Here is a 17,093-nt window from a genome sequence, read left to right as displayed (position 1 = left end):
AAGCGCGAAGCGCGCTGCGTGCGCAAACACGTGCCGACGCACGTCGCAACCGTTTTCTGTAAAACCATGAGCCGCCGCAGTCGTCCTTCGACTGCCGACGTAAGGGAAGACGAAGGAAGAACTACTTACTGTGAGGTTTCGATTTTCGAACCTTCAAGTACGTTCCTTTCCCTGACCAATAAAAAATCCGCACGTGCTGCTGCCAGTCGTTGCGGAATTAAAAGCTGAAATGGTGCGCCGTGAGGGATTCGAACCCCCGACGTACTGATTCGTAGTCAGTCCCTCTATCCAGCTGAGGTAACGGCGCACGTCGAAACAGCAAAAGTTATTATGCCGGTAATGGCCCATACTGTCAACGTCTTTTTCCGAGAATTTGAAAAAGTGCACCAAGTTGGTTGGTGAACTGGGGTTTTATGACAGAAATGGTGCGATTGCCATGGTCAACCTGTGCACCTCCCCGTTGTCGGCATCCGGGCCTTCTTTCAGAAGCGAGCCCGAATCGGTAGAATGGGAGCATCGGGAGTATGCAACCGAGGATGGGGACGGGGATGGCATGCAACGGAATTACAAGCTCCTAATCGTGGCGGGTTGCCTTGCGGTCGTGCTGGCGCTGGTTGTCAGCTGCGCGGACATGCAGCAGCCCCAAGAGTTCTCTGGCGGCGACAGCCCCATGGGTACGCTCGACTTCTCCGAGGGATCGCTGCTGTACCTCGGCGACGCGATGCTGGTTCTGCTGTCCGAGGACTCGACGACGGGCGACCGGTGGGACAGCTCGATCCTGGGATGGTGCGTGGCTTTAGAGGGCGACGAACATGCGGACGCATCCGACAACGCCGAAGACCCCGCCCTGCAGCTGGTCGGCGACAAAGGCTCCCACGCGTACTCCTTCAAGGCGAACGGAACGGGCGTGGCGATGATCACGCTCACGTGCTCGCGCGGCGAAGGGTCTTCCGAGCCCGATGCGCATATCGTCATCATCGCGACGGCCGAAGACGGCGTTTTCACGAAAGCGATCTCGAAGGAGTTCTGAGTCTCGCGGCCGGACAAAACCGCGCCCTTCCCTGCATGTTTCACGTGAAACATTCGTTCCTGTTGCAGGGTGTTTACAGGGCGGTTTGCTCAGCTTCGGGGAGGAAGTGTGCGCATACGATGGGGCGTAGCGCATCCCGAATCCAAAGAAGAAAGCGAGGACATCATGACGAAGACTGCAAAGTGGTCGATGATCGGCGTGTTCGCCGCCCTGGCGGTGGCGTTGTTCGCCGTTGCCGGTTGCTCGAGCGACAATGCCGCCAACACCGACAACTACGACAACAACTCCGACATCGCCAGCCCCAGCGTCGAGAACGGCGGCGACGGCAGCGGCATCGGCGAGGGAACCGTGCTCAAGGTTCCGAACGGCTGGGTGGCTTACTCCCAGAGCGATATGCTCGTGCTGCTCGACTCCGACGCGAACGTCGAGTACCAGTGGACGGCCGACGTGCACGGCGACACCGTGCTGAAGGATACCGACGCCGACATCCCGTCTTCCACCTACAATGACCAGAACGCGGACGACGTGGTGGGCTCGGCCGGCATGCACACGTTCGGCTTCCTGGCCGACGCTCAGAACAACGGCGAATCCACCATCACGATGAAGCTGGCCAACACGACGAACGCCGACGACGTGAAAGCGACCGTCGTGGTGAAGGCAACGGTGGAGAATGGCTCTTTCACCAGCGTGAGCGTCCAGGAATAGCGCACTGCCCGTATAATGCAGGAACGCACGGACGGAAGGCACGACGAAGGGAGCAACGCTATGAGGAAGCATCTGAAACTCGCGCTGGTCGGGGCATGCATGGCGGCTTTCGTCGCGCTTGCCGTGGGGTGCACCACTGCACAGGGATCGTCGGTTGAGATCACCCAGGGCTCGGCGCTGTTCAGCCAGGGCAGCCTGGAGGTCAAGCTGGACGCGAACCCCACGACGGGGTACGAGTGGACCTATCAGATCGAGGGAACGGGCGTGCAGCCCGATGGCGACGAGTTCGTCCCTGCAAGCGACGGCGACCAGGCGCAGACGGGCGAAGGCGGCGTGCACACGTTCAAATTCAAGGCCGACGGGACGGGCGAGGCTACCATCACGTTCTCCTACGCGCGCTCGTGGGAGGCATCGGACGACGACAAAACCGTGATGCTTCACGTGACGGCTGACAACGGCACGTTCACCCAGGTCGAAGAGCAGGCGTAGCGCGAAGGGGGAGGGTGCGGCCGCGCGCCGTCCCTCCCCGAATTCGTTAGATGCTGAGGTTGCGGCGGTCGAACACCACCACCGCCGCGGCAAACAGCGCCACCGCGGCTGCGGCCAGCGCAATCGCGCCGCCCACCGCCGACGCGTCGCCTGCGGCCAGGCCGTAGTAGTCGAACAGCGTCAGCGGGTTGACGTTATCCAGGAACTCGAACTTGTCGCCCACCTTCGACGCCATCTGCATGAGGAAGAACAGGATGCTGAGGCCGCCGCCCGCCCACAGCGCCGCGGTGGCGTTCGAGAACAGGCAAGCCGACAGGAAACACAGGCCCGCGATGGCCAGCCACAGCGCGAACAGCCCCGCGTTCACCTGCAACAACGCCTGCATATCCAGCTCGCCGGGGAACAGCGCCTCGGCGAATCCCGCTTCAAGCGCCGTGACCACCACCATGAGCCCGGCGAGGATGGCCACCATCACGCCGATCATCGTGCATGCGATGCGCGTGCGGCTGTTCGGCGTGGCCAGCAGGTACGCCATCGCGCCGCGGTCGAGGTAGCGCACCATCAGCTTGTTCGCCATGATCAGGATGAGCACGAGGATGAAGACGGTCAGCAGGAAGCCGTACAGGTAGTTCAGCATGAAGTCGATGAGGGTGGTGGCCTGCGTCGCCATGCCGAACGCGGCGAATATCTCGGGCATGCTCTGCATCATGAGATCGAGGCTCTCGCCCAGCTTGGGGTCGAACATGCTGACGATCATGCCGATGTACATGGCCAGCACCGCGGCGATGATGCCGCTGACGAACAGGTTGGCGCGCAGCTCCTTGGCGAACAGCGTCCTATTCATGGGAGCCTCCCTTCTCCATCGTGCCGTACAGGTGCATGAACAGCTCCTCGAGCGTTTGCTCGCGCGCGGTGAGGTCGGTGATCTCGTAGGCGGCCAGGTCCTTCACGAACGCGTCGAGGTTGCCGGCCACGGCCGCTTCGACGCTGGTCGCGCCCCGCTTCTGCACGTCGGCGCCGGCGTCGGCGTGGGCCGCCGCGTAGCGGTTGCGCGCGGCCTCGTCGGCGAACGTGACGACGAACACGCGCTTGCGCGATTTCCGCACGTCGTCCATGCGCTCGACGGCCGCCAGCTTGCCCGCGCGGATGAACGCCACGCGATCGCACGTGCGCTCCACTTCCTCGAACAGGTGCGATGACAGCAGGATGGTGGCGCCGCGGCGCTTCTCCTCCAGCACGAGGTCGATGAAGCGGCTCTGCATGAGGGGGTCGAGGCCGCTCGTGGGCTCGTCGAGCAGGAGGATGTCGGGCGACGTCATGAACGCGCAGACCAGCCCCACTTTCTGCTTCGTTCCCTTCGACATCTTGCGAATGCGCCGCGCGGGATCCAGCTCGAAGTACTCGATCAGCTGCTCCATGCGCGTGCGGTCGCGCAGCTTCTTCATGCGCGCCATGAACTCCAGGAACGCCGCGCCGGTCATCTCGTCCATGCAGGCGATTTCGCCCGGCAGGTAGCCCAGGCGCTCCTGGATGCGGGCGTGCTGGCCGAAGCAGTCCAGACCGTCGATGCTCGCGGTGCCCGCGTCGGGGCGGATGAAGCCCATGAGGTTGCGCATGGTCACCGTCTTGCCGGCGCCGTTCGGCCCCAAAAAACCGAACACCTCGCCCCGCTCCACGGCGAACGACACGTCGAACACGCCGCGCCCGCTGCCGTAGTCTTTCTTGAGCCCCTTGAGTTCGATCACGGGATCGCTCATTGGTATTCCTCCTTGTACGCGTAGGGCCTCAGCACGTCGCACCAGCGGTACATCTCGTTCATCAGCGCATCCATATCGATGCGTCGGTGAAGCGCCCGTTGTTGGTGCATGTAGCCGTCGGCCATCCAAATCAGCAGGTCGAGCACGTACCGCGGATCGACGTCGTCGCGAAACCGGTCGAACCGCACGTTCTTGAAATACGTGGTGAACATCAGGTCGATTTGGCGCTGCGTCCAGCCATCCATCGTGTCCTTGACGTCTTTGTGCTCTGGGTAGAAGGCTCGGACGGAGAATTCCATCAGGTAGGGGAAGCGCTCGAACACCTTGCGCTTGCTTTTCGCCGCGTAGATCATCAGCTCGAAGAAGTCGTCGACCTCGTAGAACGCGTCGTCCACCACGAGCTGCGACACCCGGTCCATCAGGTGCTCCATGAGATACAGGTAGAGCTCCTTCTTGTTCTTGAAGTAGAAGAACAGAAGGCCCTTCGAGATGCCTGCCCGCCGTGCGATGGTTTCGGTCGAGGCGCTCTTGTAGTCGTTCTTGCCGAACGTTTCCACGGCGGCGCTGACGATGGCCTCGCGCCGCTCCTCGGGGAGGTTCTCGAATTTGTCGAATGTGGAATGCCGGCCGTCCATTGCCGCCCCCTTCCTCTTGCCGTTCTGCTCCTATTGACCGGCCGGTCAATGGATTGGAAACCATGCTACCCCGTTGACTATTTTTTAGAAGGGGGCGAGAAGGGAAATTTCCTCTTTCGAGGTGTCGGGTACGGGGCTTTGCTGACGACCGACGGTCAGGCTTCTTGCGTGGACGGTGTTTCACGTGAAACACCGCAGGGTCTCGCAGGCGCTATCGCGCGTACACGGTGCGCTTTCTCGTTACCAGGCGGTCGACGAACTCGGTGGCGGGGGCGCGCAGGATCTCGCAGGGCGGCGCGAACTGCACGGCGCGGCCGGCCTCCATCACCAGCACCTTGTCGCCCAGGTCGAGCGCTTCGTCGATGTCGTGCGTCACGAACAGCACGGTGATGCCCGTTTGCTGGTGGATGCGCTTGATCTCGTCCTGCAGGCTGCTGCGGGTGATGGCGTCCACGGCGCTGAACGGCTCGTCGGCCAGCAGGATGTCGGGGCTGGCCGCCAGCGCGCGGGCGATGCCGACGCGCTGCGCCTGGCCGCCCGACAGCTCGGCGGGGTAGCGGTCCATGATGTCGCGCGGCAGCCCGATGATGTCCATCCACTTCGTCACGGCCGCCTCGGTACGGCCCTTGTCGCCGCTGTTCAGCAGCGTGGGCACGTAGGCGATGTTCTGCTCCACGGTGAGGTGGGGGAACAGCACGCTGCCCTGGATGGCGTAGCCGATGTTGCGGCGCAGCTCGATGGGGTCGACGCTCGATGTGGCCTGCCCGTGCACGAGGACGTCGCCCTCGTCGGGCATCACCAGCGCGTTCACCATTTTCAGCAGCGTGGTCTTGCCGCAGCCCGAGCTGCCGATGATGGTAACGAACGCCCCCTCGTCGATGCTGAGGTTCACGTCGTTCACGGCCACGGCATCGCCGAAGCGCTTGGTCACGTGCTCGAACGCGACGGCGGGCGTGCCGGTTTGCTCCATGCCGTCCATGCTACATCAGCCCCTTCTCGGCCAGAAACGCGTCGGCCACCGCTTTCGGTTCCTGCCCCTGCGTTTCCACGGCGTTGTTCATGCGCGCCATGTCGGTGTCGGTGATGGCGCCTTGCAGCTTCAGCAGCTCGTCGCGCAGCTCGGGGTGCTTCTCCAGCGTGTCCTGGCGCACCACGTTCCCGCACAGGTACGAGGGGTAGAAGTGCTGGTCGTCCTCGAGCACCACGAGGCGATCGTCCGCCACCTTGCCGTCGGTGGTGGACACGACGATGGCGTCCACCTTGTTCTCGAACAGCGCCTGGTACTTCAAGCTGATGTCCATGTCGCGCGTGCTGCCGAAGTTCATGCCGTACGCTTCCTGCAAGCCGGGGTAGCCGTCCTGGCGGTCGTAGAAGTCGGGCTCGGCGCCGAGGGTAAGCTCGCCGGCCGCCTTCGCCAGGTCGGAGTACGTGCGCAGGTTGTAGCGCTCGGCCACGTCCTTGCTCACGGCCAGGCCGAACGTGTTGTTGAAGCCGTACATGCCCACCCAGGTGAGGCCCAGCTGCGACTCGTACTCCTGCCGCATCGTGTCGAACATCGACTCGTCGTAGGTGTCGTCGTGCTTGAGCACGGCGTTCCATCCGGTTCCCGTGTACTCGGGGTAGAGGTCGAAATCGCCCTTCTCCATGCCGGGCTCGATGTTCGACGTGCCGCCGCCCACGCCCTGCGTCAACTCGACGGTGAGGTCGGTGTCGTGCTCGATCAGCGTGTTCAGCATCTCGCCGAGGATGTACTGCTCGGTCATGGGCTTCGTCGCGATGTTCACCACGTCGTCGCCTCCGCCGCGGTTCGCGAACGCGAAGGCGCCGCCCGCGATCAGCACGACGGCCGCGCCCGCGGCCACGACGGCGCCCGTGCGTCGCCGCACGCCCGGGGATGCGCTGCGCCGCGCTTCCGACCGCTTCCGGCGCCGCGCGCTCGACGGTTCGAGGTGGCGCCGCGTCGACTTCTCGGCCAGCCCCAGCAGCAGGTCCACCACGATGGCCAGCAAGGCGATCAGCACGCTGCCTGCCAACGTCATGGCCACGTTTCCTGTGGTGATGCCGCGGTAGATGGCCACGCCCAGGCCGCCCGCGCCGATGAAGCTGGCGATGCCGGCCAGCGCAATGGTCATGGTGGCCATGTTGCGGATGCCGCTCATGATGATGGGCGCGGCCAGCGGCAGCTCGATGCGGTAGAGCAGCTGGCGGTCAGTGGAGCCCATGCCGCGCGCCGCCTCGATGATGGCGGGATCGATGGTGGTGAGGCCGGTGTAGGTGTTGCGCACCATCGGCAGCAGCGCGTACACGGTGAGCGCCACGATGGCCGTGAGGTCGCCGATGCCCGTGACGGGGATGAGGAAGCCGAACAGCGCGATGGACGGAATGGTGTACACGAAGTTCACCAGCGCGAGCACCGGTTTCGCCCCTCGTCGCCACGCGGCGATGGCGATGCCCAGCGAAAGCCCGATGAGGGCAGCCAGCGCAATGGATATGAGTGAGATGCCGATATGCTGGAGAAGTAAGTCGAAAAACCAAGCGCGCTTTTCGACGAGCAAGGCGAACATAGTCTCGATCAAGGGGTGTTCCTCGCTTTCGCACGCGTTCCCCTTCATTGTAGGCAAGTATCTTCGGACGATGACGAGGGGCCGCGCGCGTTGCCCAACCGTCATCGGTTGGCAAGTTCTTGGGCAGCCGACGTATGGTTTTCGCCGAGTAACTCACGTGTGTTCATTGCGCAGAGGGCCGCTGCGCTTTATCATAATAAAGAGAGACGTATTTTCCCATTCGCCATATCCACCAGAGGCCGCACATCCAAGGGCGGTCATCGCGTACATTTCGGCATTTCGGAAGAGGGGCCGCGCTCGCGCGGCAGGAAGGATGCGCCATGGCTAGTGAAAAGCAGATCGCTCTATACGAGAACTTCAAGGCGATCAACTCCATCGATCCCGCAAGCTACGAGCAGTTCGACGTGAAGCGCGGCCTGCGCAACGCCGACGGCACCGGCGTCATCGCGGGGCTCACGAACATCGCGAACGTCCACGGCTACGTGGTGTCCGACGGCGAGAAGGTGGCCGACGAGGGCATGCTGCGCTATCGCGGCTACGACGTGTACGATCTGCTGGGCGCCGATGCCGCCGATCGTCGCTTCAACTTCGAAGAGGTTGCGTACCTCCTGCTCATGGGCGAGCTGCCCACGCAGGAACAGCTCGATCGCTTCATCGCCGCCCTCGACGCCGAGCGCGAGCTGCCCGACGGCTTCACCGCCTCCATGATCATGCGCGACACGCCGCCCGACATCATGAACATGCTGCAGCGCACCATCCTGCTGCTGTACGCCTACGATGACCAGGCCGAAGACCGCTCCGCGCAGCACGAGATCCATACCGCCATCTCGCTCATCTCGCGCCTTCCGCGCATCATGGTGCTGACCTACTACGCGAAGCAGGCGCGCTTCAACAACGGCTCCATGATCATGCACCGCTTCATCCCCGGCCAGTCCACGGCTGAGACGATCCTGTCCATGCTGCGCCCCGACCGCCAGTTCACCGCCGACGAGGCGCGCATGCTCGACATCATGCTGTGCCTGCATGCCGAGCACGGCGGCGGCAACAACTCCACGTTCACCACGCGCGTGCTGACCTCGTCCGACACCGATCCATACTCCACGTACGCCGGCGCCATCGGCTCGCTCAAGGGCTGGAAGCACGGCGGCGCGAACCACCAGGTGCTCGCCATGCAGAAGGAGCTCAAGGAGAACGTGGCCGACTGGTCCGACGAGGGCCAGGTGGCCGACTACCTGGCGAAGATCGTCAACAAGGAGGCCTTCGACAACACGGGCCTCGTGTACGGCATGGGTCACGCGGTGTACACGAAGTCCGACCCGCGCGCCATCATCTGCAAGCAGTTCGCCGAGAAGCTGGCCGTGGGCACGGAGTACGAGGCCGAGTACCGCCTGCTCGAGAGCATCGAACGCCTCGCTCCCGAGGTGATTCTGCGCGAGAAGGGCACGAGCAAAGACATGTGCGCGAACATCGACATGTACTCCGGCTTCGTGTACTCGATGATGGGCATCCCCGAGGACCTGTTCACGCCGCTGTTCGCGTGCGCGCGCATGTCCGGTTGGGCCGCGCATCGCTTCGAGGAGATCGTCTCCGGCAAGCGCATCATCCGCCCCGCCTACAAGAGCATCCGCAGCGGCAAGCGCGACTACGTCGCCATGAACGAGCGCTAGACCGCACGCCCGCAGCGAACGAATGTTTCACGTGAAACATTCGGGGTGGGCGTCGGCGCGCGTGTGCCGAAGGCCATCAAAAAGCGCCCGGAGCCATTGGCTGCCGGGCGCGTTGCGTTCTGGCGGAGGCGGTAGGATTTGAACCCACGAAGCCTTGCGGCTTAACAGTTTTCAAGACTGCCGCCTTCAACCACTCGGCCACGCCTCCACGGGGGTTGCCTCGGAAAGAGCACGGGTGAGCGCAGGGGTTTCCTCGCGCCGCACCGTCGCGCGCGTCGTGCTTTTTCGCGCCGCGTTCCCGAATGCATCGGTAGGATACCATATAATAAGCCGCATGACTGATGAAGACTACATGCGCATGGCTATCGAGGAGGCGCACCGCGCCGAAGAGCTGGCCGAGGTCCCCATCGGGGCCGTCGTGGTGTACGAGCCAATCGACCCCGCGACGCGCCGCTCCCTGGCCGAGCCGCAGGTGATCGCGCGCGCGTGCAACCTGCGCGAGACGACGCAGGACCCCGCCGGGCACGCCGAGTTCATCGCGCTCAAGCAGGCGGCCGAGCATCTGGGCGTCTGGCGGCTGACCGGCTGCACGGTGTACGTGACGCTGGAGCCGTGCGTGATGTGCGCGGGCCTCATGCATCAGGCGCGCGTCGACCGCTGCGTGTACGGGGCCGCCGATCCGAAGGCGGGTGCCCTCGGCACGCTGTACGCCGTCAACGCCGACGAGCGCCTCAACCACACGTTCGAAGCGACGCCGCAGGTGTTGGGCGACGAGTGCGCCGGGCTGCTGCGGGATTTCTTCGCGAAGAAAAGGAAGAAACGGGGGACTGCCTCATGACGCTGACGAGCGATGAACGACGCGCCGAACGCCTGGCGAACGACGAGCACGCGGTGGACATGCTGGAAGTGGCGCGCCGCGCGCAGGGCGTGGACATCGCAGGCTTCACCGGGCCCGACGCCGTCAAGCTGGTGGCGCCGGCGAAGGTGAACCTGTTCCTCGACATCGGCGCGAAGCGCCCGGACGGCTACCACGACGCCGTCAGCATCATGCACGCGCTCATGCTGCACGACGTGCTGCGCATGAAGCTGGCGCCGGGTCGCGGCGAGGGGCTGTCGCTCGACCTCGCGTGTGTCGCGCGCGAAGGGCTCGCGCAGCTCGACGTGCCCGTGGAGCGCAACATCGTGGCGAAGGCCGTGCGCCTGCTGGCCGACAAGCTGGGCCGCGCGAACGACGAGACGGTGGTCGCCTGCATCGAGAAGCACATCCCCGCCGAGGCCGGCCTGGGCGGCGGCTCCTCCGACGCCGCCGCGGCGCTGCTGGGCGCGGCGCACCTGTGGGGCGTGCCGGCCGACGACCCGCGCATCGAGGAAGCGGCGCGCGCCTTGGGCGCCGACGTGGCGTTCTTCCTGCACGGAGGCTGCGCATGCTTCACCGGCGTGGGCGACGTGTTCGCGCACGCGCTGACGCCCATGAACACGAATGTGGTGCTCGTGAAGCCCGAGGGCGGCGTGTCCACGGCCGCCGCGTACCGCGCGTTCGACGAGCATCCCACGATCATCCCGGAAGCCAGCCGCGACGCCGCCCTCGCCGCGACGCATGCCGCGGACGTGCCGCTGTGCAACAACCTGGTGCCCGTGTCCGAGCAGCTGCTTCCCGAGCTCGTGGACATTCGCACGTGGGCCGCCGCGCGCGCCGACGTGCAGCGCGTGCTCATGTCGGGCAGCGGCTCGGCCGTGTTCGTGCAGTGCCCCTCGTTCGCCGACGCGGGCCGCGTGGCCGCCGATGCGCGCATGCGCGGCTGGTGGGCGCGCGCCACGACGTTCGGCCCGACGCGCGCGGCCGTGGTGCCGAACCGCTAACGCGCCGCCGATCGGGGGGGGGCTAGGCGGCGTCCGCCTCCACGCGCATGCCCCGCTTCGTCAGCACGAGCCGGAAGGGGTAGGCCAGCAGCTCCACGCCCAGCACGATGATATGGTGGTCGATGCTCCCGAACGGGTTGAGCACGAGCAGCACCGACACCACGAGGTTGAACACGGCGAACGCCAAGATGAAGGCGAAGCGCTCGTGCGAGGCCGCGTGGCGCAGCGTGTCGTCGAACCCGTGCGCGGCTTTCAGCAGGCCCAACACGCCCCAAATGACGCCGATGTAGCTGATGGAGTCGCTTCCCTGCAAGAACGCGACCACGCCCACCACGTTCATGACCAGCCCTGTTCCGATGCTGTGCTTGCCGCCCTCGATGCGCCTGGTCCGCACGCCCGCTACGATGCTCGCGACGCCCGACACCGCCATGACCACGCCCAGCAGGTAGGGCAGCGCCCGCACGATGTCGCCGGGGAACAGCACGCAGCCCAATCCGATGAGCGGCAGCAGCAACAACGCCACCACCGACACCTTGGCGGCGCTGCTGCGTTGTTTGAACGAGGTGACGATATGAGGGGTGGACATTGCGACCCTTTCGATTGAGGATGCGCGCCGAGCGTGCGACGTGGTACGCTGAACCTAGCACGAACAGGGGGAAGACCCTCGAAATGCGCAGCTTCCGTCAGGGGGATGATATATAAGTGTTACGGTTTGGTTTACCGAATAGTTGCGTATTTCCTCAAAGGCTTGTGCGATGGTAGAATGCTAGCTACGTAATAGCAAAGGAGAGCTATGAGCATCCCATTGATCATCATCCTCGTCATCGTCGTCGTGTTGGTTGTGGCCGTGATCGGGCTGTACAACAACCTCATCAAACTGCGCAACATGGTGGACAACGCCTGGGCGCAGATCGACGTGCAGTTGCAGCGCCGTCTCGACCTCATTCCGAACCTCGTCGAAACCGTCAAGGGCTACGCCGCCCACGAGAGCGGCACGCTCGAAGAGGTCACCAAGGCGCGTACCGCCGTCATGAACGCGCCCACGCCCGAGGGAAAGATGCAGGCCGACGGCATCCTGACCGGCGCGCTGAAGAACCTGTTCGCCGTGGCCGAGGCCTACCCCGACCTCAAGGCGAACACGAACTTCCAGCAGCTTCAGGCCGAGCTTTCCAACACCGAAGACAAGATCAGCTACATGCGTCAAAGCTTCAACGACACCGTCATGAAGTACAACACGGCGATCCAGACGTTCCCCGCCGTGCTGATCGCCGGCATGATGGGCTTCAAGGAGCGCGACAGCTTCGACGCGACGGCCGGTGCGGAAGTCGCTCCCAAGGTGCAGTTCTAAGCATGCTCAACGAGCGCCGGCGTCCGTGCGCACGGCGCTCGTGTGAAAATCTTTCGCGTAGGATTCGCTGCGCTCTCTCGATGGGGGACCATGCGGGCAAGGATGCGCGCGCGGCTCGCCTCGGAGGCGTCTCGTTGCCGTGGACTCTGCGCCCGTATATCGGAGCGGTTTCATGAAGAAGGTTTCATCGCGGAAGCACGACCGGTTCGGGCGCGTGCTCGATTCGGATCCGGTCTACCTCATCGCGGCCCTCGTGCTCATGGCGTTGCTCGTGTCGTTTTACGCCGTGTTGCTGGTGAACATGAACGCTATCGACACGAAAACGGAAGACTTGAAAGAGCATCCCTACGCGGTGACGGTTGCGGCGGGCCGATCCGAAACGCTGCTGATGCAGGTGCGCACGCTGGACGACCGCCTGGCGTTCGCGCGCACGCCCGAGACCATCGCCAGCGTCAAATCGGAATTCGCCTCCATCGACCAGGACTTGCGGCAGGCGATCGAGGTGATCGAGCAGCGCCATCGCGGCAACCCCGACAAGGCGCACGAGCTGGCCAGCAGCTACAAGGAGTTCTGCACCCAGCAAGAGCAGCTCATCGCGATAAGCCTGAGCGATGCGAGCGATGAAACCGTCGCCGAGTTCCTCGCCACCGCCGTGAATCCGCGCATCGACGAGATGCTCGATCTCAACACCGAGATCATCGACGCTGCTTCCCAGTCGTTCGACCGGTTGTACACGACGGTCAACGATACGCGCCAGGACGCCATATTCACTGCCACGGTGCTCATGGCCGCCGTGATGGTGTCGCTCGTGCTGTTCTTCGTGGTGATCAGGCGCAAGAACCGGCAGCAGGAAGAGCTGCAGGAAAGCCTGCGCCGCGCGGTGCAATCGGCGCAGGAGGCGAGCGAGGCGAAATCGCGCTTCCTGTCGAACGTGTCGCACGACATCCGCACGCCGCTCACGGCCATCATGGGCCTGACGGACATCGCCCTCGAGCACGCCGACGAGCGGGATCGCGTGATGGAGAGCCTGGAGAAGGTGCAGCTGTCGTCGCACCACCTGCTCAACCTCGTGAACGACGTGCTGGACATGAGCAAGATCGAAAGCGGGCAGATCGACCTGGTGTCCAAGCCGTTCGACGTGCGCGGCGTGGTGGAAACGCTCGGCTCCATCGTGCGTCCTCAGGCCGATTCGAAGCACCTCACGTTCAGCGTGACGCACGTCGACGTGGAAGACGGCCTCGTGCTGGGCGACGAGATGCACGTGTGCCAGGTGCTCATCAACCTGCTGGGCAACGCGGTGAAGTACACCGAACCGAACGGCCTGGTGAATTTCGGCGTCGAGGAGGTTGAAGGCGACGAGCGCGAGGGATTCGCCGCGGAGCACGGCATATCGTTGCTGCCGAGCGATCACGACGGCTTCGAGATGCGCGTGCGCCTGATCCGTTTCATCGTGGAGGACGACGGCATCGGCATGTCGAAGGAATTCATGTCGCGCATGTTCGACCCGTTCGAACGCGAAGACGTCCCCACGCGGTTTTCCGTGGAAGGCACGGGTCTGGGGATGGCCATCGTGAAGAACCTGGCCGACCTGATGGGCGGCACCGTGCAGGTGCAAAGCGAGCGCGGCCGCGGATCGCGCTTCACGCTGGTGCTGCCGTTCGAGTCCTGCGCGGGCCAGGCGTGCGAGCTGCGGCTGGAGCAGAGCCTCGAAGCCGAGAGCCCGGCCGCCGTCGCGGCGGAGGAGCCCTGCACCTGGCCGAACGTGCACGTGCTGCTTGCCGAGGACAACGAGATCATCGGCGAGATAGCCGAGGAGATCATCATGTCGACGGGGGCCACGGTGGAGCGCGCCTGGAACGGTCTGGAGGTTGTCAACCTGCTGGAAGACGCGCCCGAGGGTCGCTTCGACCTCATCTTCATGGACATCCAGATGCCCGGCATGGACGGGCTCGAGGCGGCGCAGATCGTGGTGGAGCGCTACCGGGCGGCGGGTCATGTGCGGCCGCCCATCATCGCGACCACCGCGAACGCCTACGAGGAGGATCGCCAGCGCGCATTCGACGCCGGCATGGACGGGTTCGCTGTGAAGCCCATCGGGAAGGGCGAGGTGTGCCACCTCTTCACGACGTTCGTGGACGAGAAGAGCGACGAATAGATGGCTGTTCGCGTCGATGCGCCGTCGGCGCGCGCGGGTCTGGTATGATGCGGACAATGCAAGCTGCTGGATGCTCGTGCATCCCGACCTGGGAAAGGAGTGCCCTACGTGATCGCTCGACTGTCGCGTATCGTTCCGATGCTCATCGTGCTGGCCGTGGTGGCCGCCGTCGTGTACATCGTGGCGGCGTGGCGCTACTCCCCGAACCGGGCGAAGGAACTGCTCATCAAGATGTTCACGGCCATCACGGGCGGCGTGTCGGCGTTCTTCTTGCTGGTGTGCGCGTACGCGTGGCTCGAGCGCAACGAGGCGGTGTTCGACCTGGCGTTCAGCTTCCTGCTGACCGCGCTGATCGGGCTCGCCGTCACGCGCATCTGTCGCGCCGTGTTCCTGCGGCACAACCCTGCGTACCGCATCAAAGCTGCGAAAACGACCACGCCCGGCTCCCGCGTGAAGCGCTGGCGCAGAAAATGAAAAACCCTCTTGCGAGGGTTTGAAATGCGGTGGCGGAGAGCTGGGGATTCGAACCCCAGACACCCTTTTGGGGTGTACTCGCTTAGCAGGCGAGCACCTTCGGCCTCTCGGTCAGCTCTCCACGGTATAATAGGTGCGGTTTGCTATGATACCGTGACCACCTCCAAGTTGCAAGGAGCATGATCATGCAAAACATGAGCGGTTCGCAACTCCGCGAATCCTTCGCTTTTTCCCGGCGAAACGCCGCGCTTGTCTGCGCGGTCCTCGTTGCGCTCGCGTGCGCGCTCGTGGCGCTCGCCCCCGGGCAGGCGCACGCGAAGTCGTACACCATGCCCAAGGTGGATATCCAGGCGCAGGTGGAAACCGACGGCGCGCTGCAGGTGACCGAGCAGCGCACCTTCGATTTCGACGGCGACTTCACCGCGGTGTGGTGGACGTTCGACGGCCTCCCGTCGAACGCGACGCTCAAAATCAACGGCGTGCGCATGGCGAACGTCGATGCCGACGGCGCGGTGGTGGGCGATTGGACGACGCTGCCCAGCGAGTCGTTCGTGCTGAGCTGGCGCGACTCGGGCGGCCCGGGGAACGATTCCTACTCGTTCGACGCGCCGATGAACAGCGTGTACGTGTTCTTCAACGCCTCGGACGATCGGCGCATCATCGAGCTTGACTACACGGTGGAGAACGGGGCGCAGGCGTACAACGACGTGGGCGAGGTGTACTGGAAGTACATCGGCTCGCAATGGCAGGAAGATTCCGACAACGTCACCATGACGCTGGCGCTGCCCGTGCCGCAGGGCACCGAGGTGGTGCCGGGCGAGAACGTGCGCGCCTGGGGCCACGGCCCGCTCGACGGCAAGGTGACCGTGAACGCCGACGGCACCGTGACGTACACCGTGCCCCATGTGGCGGCGGGGCAGTACGCCGAGGCGCGCGTCGTGTTCCCGGTGGAGTGGTTGACGAACCTGTCGGCCGAGAGCGCGGCGCTGCACCAGGGCCAGAATCGTCTGGACGAGGTGCTGAAAGAGGAGCAGTCGTGGGCCGACGAGGCGAACCGCAACCGCATGCTGTCGCTGGCGTTCGTCATCGGCTGCGGCGTGATCTGCGTGCTGCTCATCGCATGGGCGCTGCGCGCGTACTTCAAGTACGGACGCGAATACAAGCCCTCGTTCACCGGCGAATACTGGCGCGACGTGCCTGATCCGTCCGTTCATCCGGCGGCCATCGGCCGTCTGTGGCGCTGGGATCGCGAGAGCCAGGACGACTTCACGGCCACGCTCATGCACCTCGCGCACATCGGCGCGATCCGCATCGACTCCGGCAGCTACGAGGAGCCCGGCGTGTTCGGCCGCACCAAGACCGTGGACGACTACTACCTCACGAGGCTGCCGGCTGCCGACAACGTGACCGATCCGATCGATCAGCAGACGCTCGGGTTGCTGTTCGGCCGCTTCGCCAACGGCGCCGACGCGCTGTGGTTCGGCACCATCAAGAAGTACGGCGAGGACAACCCGCAGGAATTCGTCGACGCGATGCAGGGTTGGCAGGGCGCCCTGTCGGCGGCAACGAACCGCGAGGACTTCTTCGAGGCGAAGGGCAGGCGCTACCAGGGCTACCTCATCACGCTCGCCGTGGTGGTGGCCGTGGCCGGCGTTGCGATCTGGCTGCTCATGTCGAACTTCATCCCGCTGATCTTCATGATTCCCACGGCCATCGCGTTGGGCGTCATCGGGAACTACATGCCGCGCCGCAGCGTGAAGGGCAACGAGCTGACCGCCAAGAGCAAGGCGCTGCGCAACTGGCTGACCGATTTCTCGTCGCTTGACGAGCGTCCTCCCACCGACGTGAAGGTGTGGGGCGAGTTCATGGTGTACGCCTACCTGTTCGGCGTGGCCGACCAGGCCATCAAGCAGCTGCAGACCACCATGCCGCAGCTGTTCGAGTACGACGGCTCGATGGGCATGACGTACATGCCGTGGTGGTTCTGGTACACGGGCGGCCACACGGCTGCCGGCACCGCGATGCCCTCGGTGGGCGACATGCTGCACACGTCGATGGCGAACACGATGTCGACGGCCCAGGCGGCCATCTCGGGCGCAAGCGGCAACTTCTCGAGCGGCGGCGGGTTCGGCGGCGGCTTCTCCGGCGGCGGCGGAGGCGGCTTCGGCGGCGGAGGCGGCGCTCGATAAGCAACCTCACTTTGTGCGCGCGGGGCGTCCTTCGGGGCGCCCCGCGCCTTGCGTCGCGTCGATCGTGCGCCCCACGCCCGCATGCCCGCGCGCCCGCGCGCCCGCGCGAGAAGGCCGCAGCCGCTGTCAAAATGTTTCACGTGAAACATTCGTTCGCGGCACATAGGCGCGTTCTTCCCCAAGATACTCACCGATTAACGATACGCCTGCCTGCGGCGGG

General features: G+C 64.6%; 16 protein-coding genes and 3 tRNA genes. 10 read left to right on the top strand and 9 right to left on the bottom strand.

Going from position 1 to position 17,093, the window contains the following annotated elements:
• Positions 1-230: 230 nt before the first annotated feature.
• A tRNA-Arg gene (locus H8S61_RS09885) sits at positions 231-307 on the bottom strand.
• Positions 308-553: 246 nt separating this feature from the next.
• On the opposite strand from H8S61_RS09885, the gene H8S61_RS09880 reads away from it, so the two are divergent.
• The 3 genes from H8S61_RS09880 to H8S61_RS09870 all read left to right on the top strand — a co-directional run bounded on the left by H8S61_RS09880 (position 554) and on the right by H8S61_RS09870 (position 2,224).
• Entirely contained in the window at positions 554-1,030 is a 477-nt protein-coding gene (locus tag H8S61_RS09880; protein ID WP_186938874.1) for a protease inhibitor I42 family protein, read from the top strand.
• A 165-nt stretch (positions 1,031-1,195) separates the two neighbouring features.
• A complete protein-coding gene (locus H8S61_RS09875; protein WP_160940763.1) occupies positions 1,196-1,735 on the top strand; it encodes a protease inhibitor I42 family protein in 540 nt (179 codons plus the stop codon).
• A 60-nt stretch (positions 1,736-1,795) separates the two neighbouring features.
• Positions 1,796-2,224, top strand: a complete 429-nt coding sequence (locus H8S61_RS09870; protein ID WP_186938873.1) for a protease inhibitor I42 family protein — start codon at positions 1,796-1,798, stop codon at positions 2,222-2,224.
• A 46-nt stretch (positions 2,225-2,270) separates the two neighbouring features.
• Here the strand turns inward: H8S61_RS09870 and H8S61_RS09865 are convergent, their stop codons facing one another.
• The 5 genes from H8S61_RS09865 to H8S61_RS09845 all read right to left on the bottom strand — a co-directional run bounded on the left by H8S61_RS09865 (position 2,271) and on the right by H8S61_RS09845 (position 7,192).
• Positions 2,271-3,068: an ABC transporter permease gene (locus H8S61_RS09865; protein ID WP_160940761.1), complete on the bottom strand. Its 798-nt coding sequence runs from the start codon at positions 3,066-3,068 to the stop codon at positions 2,271-2,273.
• The gene (locus H8S61_RS09860) at positions 3,061-3,981 is read right to left on the bottom strand and encodes an ABC transporter ATP-binding protein (protein WP_186938872.1); all 921 of its coding nucleotides are present in this window, start codon (positions 3,979-3,981) and stop codon (positions 3,061-3,063) included. Before H8S61_RS09860 ends, H8S61_RS09865 begins: the two co-directional genes overlap by 8 nt.
• Positions 3,978-4,616, bottom strand: a complete 639-nt coding sequence (locus tag H8S61_RS09855; RefSeq protein WP_186938871.1) for a TetR/AcrR family transcriptional regulator — start codon at positions 4,614-4,616, stop codon at positions 3,978-3,980. The genes H8S61_RS09860 and H8S61_RS09855 overlap by 4 nt, the downstream gene beginning before the upstream one ends.
• A gap of 211 nt (positions 4,617-4,827) precedes the next feature.
• Positions 4,828-5,595, bottom strand: a complete 768-nt coding sequence (locus tag H8S61_RS09850) for an ATP-binding cassette domain-containing protein (protein WP_160940758.1) — start codon at positions 5,593-5,595, stop codon at positions 4,828-4,830.
• Between the two features lies 1 nt (position 5,596).
• Positions 5,597-7,192 (bottom strand): ABC transporter permease/substrate-binding protein, encoded by a 1,596-nt coding sequence (locus tag H8S61_RS09845; RefSeq protein ID WP_255466559.1) that lies wholly within the window; start codon positions 7,190-7,192, stop codon positions 5,597-5,599.
• A 308-nt stretch (positions 7,193-7,500) separates the two neighbouring features.
• On the opposite strand from H8S61_RS09845, the gene H8S61_RS09840 reads away from it, so the two are divergent.
• Entirely contained in the window at positions 7,501-8,847 is a 1,347-nt protein-coding gene (locus H8S61_RS09840) for a citrate/2-methylcitrate synthase (RefSeq protein ID WP_186938869.1), read from the top strand.
• Positions 8,848-8,967: 120 nt separating this feature from the next.
• Here H8S61_RS09840 and H8S61_RS09835 read toward each other — a convergent pair.
• Positions 8,968-9,055 (bottom strand) — tRNA-Ser (locus H8S61_RS09835).
• A gap of 126 nt (positions 9,056-9,181) precedes the next feature.
• Between H8S61_RS09835 and H8S61_RS09830 the strand changes: the two genes are divergently transcribed.
• Both H8S61_RS09830 and ispE read left to right on the top strand, forming a co-directional pair.
• Positions 9,182-9,685 carry a nucleoside deaminase gene (locus H8S61_RS09830; protein ID WP_186938868.1) on the top strand — a complete coding sequence of 168 codons (504 nt, stop codon included), beginning with the start codon at positions 9,182-9,184 and terminating at the stop codon, positions 9,683-9,685.
• Positions 9,682-10,707 (top strand): 4-(cytidine 5'-diphospho)-2-C-methyl-D-erythritol kinase, encoded by a 1,026-nt coding sequence (ispE, locus tag H8S61_RS09825; protein ID WP_255466558.1) that lies wholly within the window; start codon positions 9,682-9,684, stop codon positions 10,705-10,707. The genes H8S61_RS09830 and ispE overlap by 4 nt, the downstream gene beginning before the upstream one ends.
• Before the next feature lie 22 nt (positions 10,708-10,729).
• On the opposite strand, the gene H8S61_RS09820 is transcribed toward ispE, so the two are convergent.
• Complete coding sequence (locus tag H8S61_RS09820) at positions 10,730-11,293, bottom strand: DUF308 domain-containing protein (RefSeq protein ID WP_186938867.1); 564 nt, start codon at positions 11,291-11,293, stop codon at positions 10,730-10,732.
• Positions 11,294-11,500: 207 nt separating this feature from the next.
• Here H8S61_RS09820 and H8S61_RS09815 point away from each other — a divergent pair, with 207 nt between their 5' ends.
• From H8S61_RS09815 to H8S61_RS09805, 3 genes are all read left to right on the top strand, one after another.
• Positions 11,501-12,055: a LemA family protein gene (locus H8S61_RS09815; protein WP_186938866.1), complete on the top strand. Its 555-nt coding sequence runs from the start codon at positions 11,501-11,503 to the stop codon at positions 12,053-12,055.
• Positions 12,056-12,227: 172 nt separating this feature from the next.
• Entirely contained in the window at positions 12,228-14,210 is a 1,983-nt protein-coding gene (locus H8S61_RS09810) for a hybrid sensor histidine kinase/response regulator (RefSeq protein ID WP_186938865.1), read from the top strand.
• 108 nt (positions 14,211-14,318) lie between these two features.
• Positions 14,319-14,684 (top strand): guanylate cyclase, encoded by a 366-nt coding sequence (locus tag H8S61_RS09805; RefSeq protein ID WP_186938864.1) that lies wholly within the window; start codon positions 14,319-14,321, stop codon positions 14,682-14,684.
• A gap of 30 nt (positions 14,685-14,714) precedes the next feature.
• Here the strand turns inward: H8S61_RS09805 and H8S61_RS09800 are convergent.
• A tRNA-Ser gene (locus H8S61_RS09800) sits at positions 14,715-14,805 on the bottom strand.
• Positions 14,806-14,869: 64 nt separating this feature from the next.
• Between H8S61_RS09800 and H8S61_RS09795 the strand changes: the two genes are divergently transcribed.
• The gene (locus H8S61_RS09795) at positions 14,870-16,873 is read left to right on the top strand and encodes a DUF2207 domain-containing protein (RefSeq protein ID WP_186938863.1); all 2,004 of its coding nucleotides are present in this window, start codon (positions 14,870-14,872) and stop codon (positions 16,871-16,873) included.
• Positions 16,874-17,093: the final 220 nt, after the last annotated feature.

Origin of the sequence: Eggerthella hominis (assembly GCF_014287365.1) — a bacterium.
GTDB classification, from domain to species: domain Bacteria; phylum Actinomycetota; class Coriobacteriia; order Coriobacteriales; family Eggerthellaceae; genus Eggerthella; species Eggerthella guodeyinii.
This window is presented reverse-complemented; position numbering and strand designations above follow the sequence as displayed.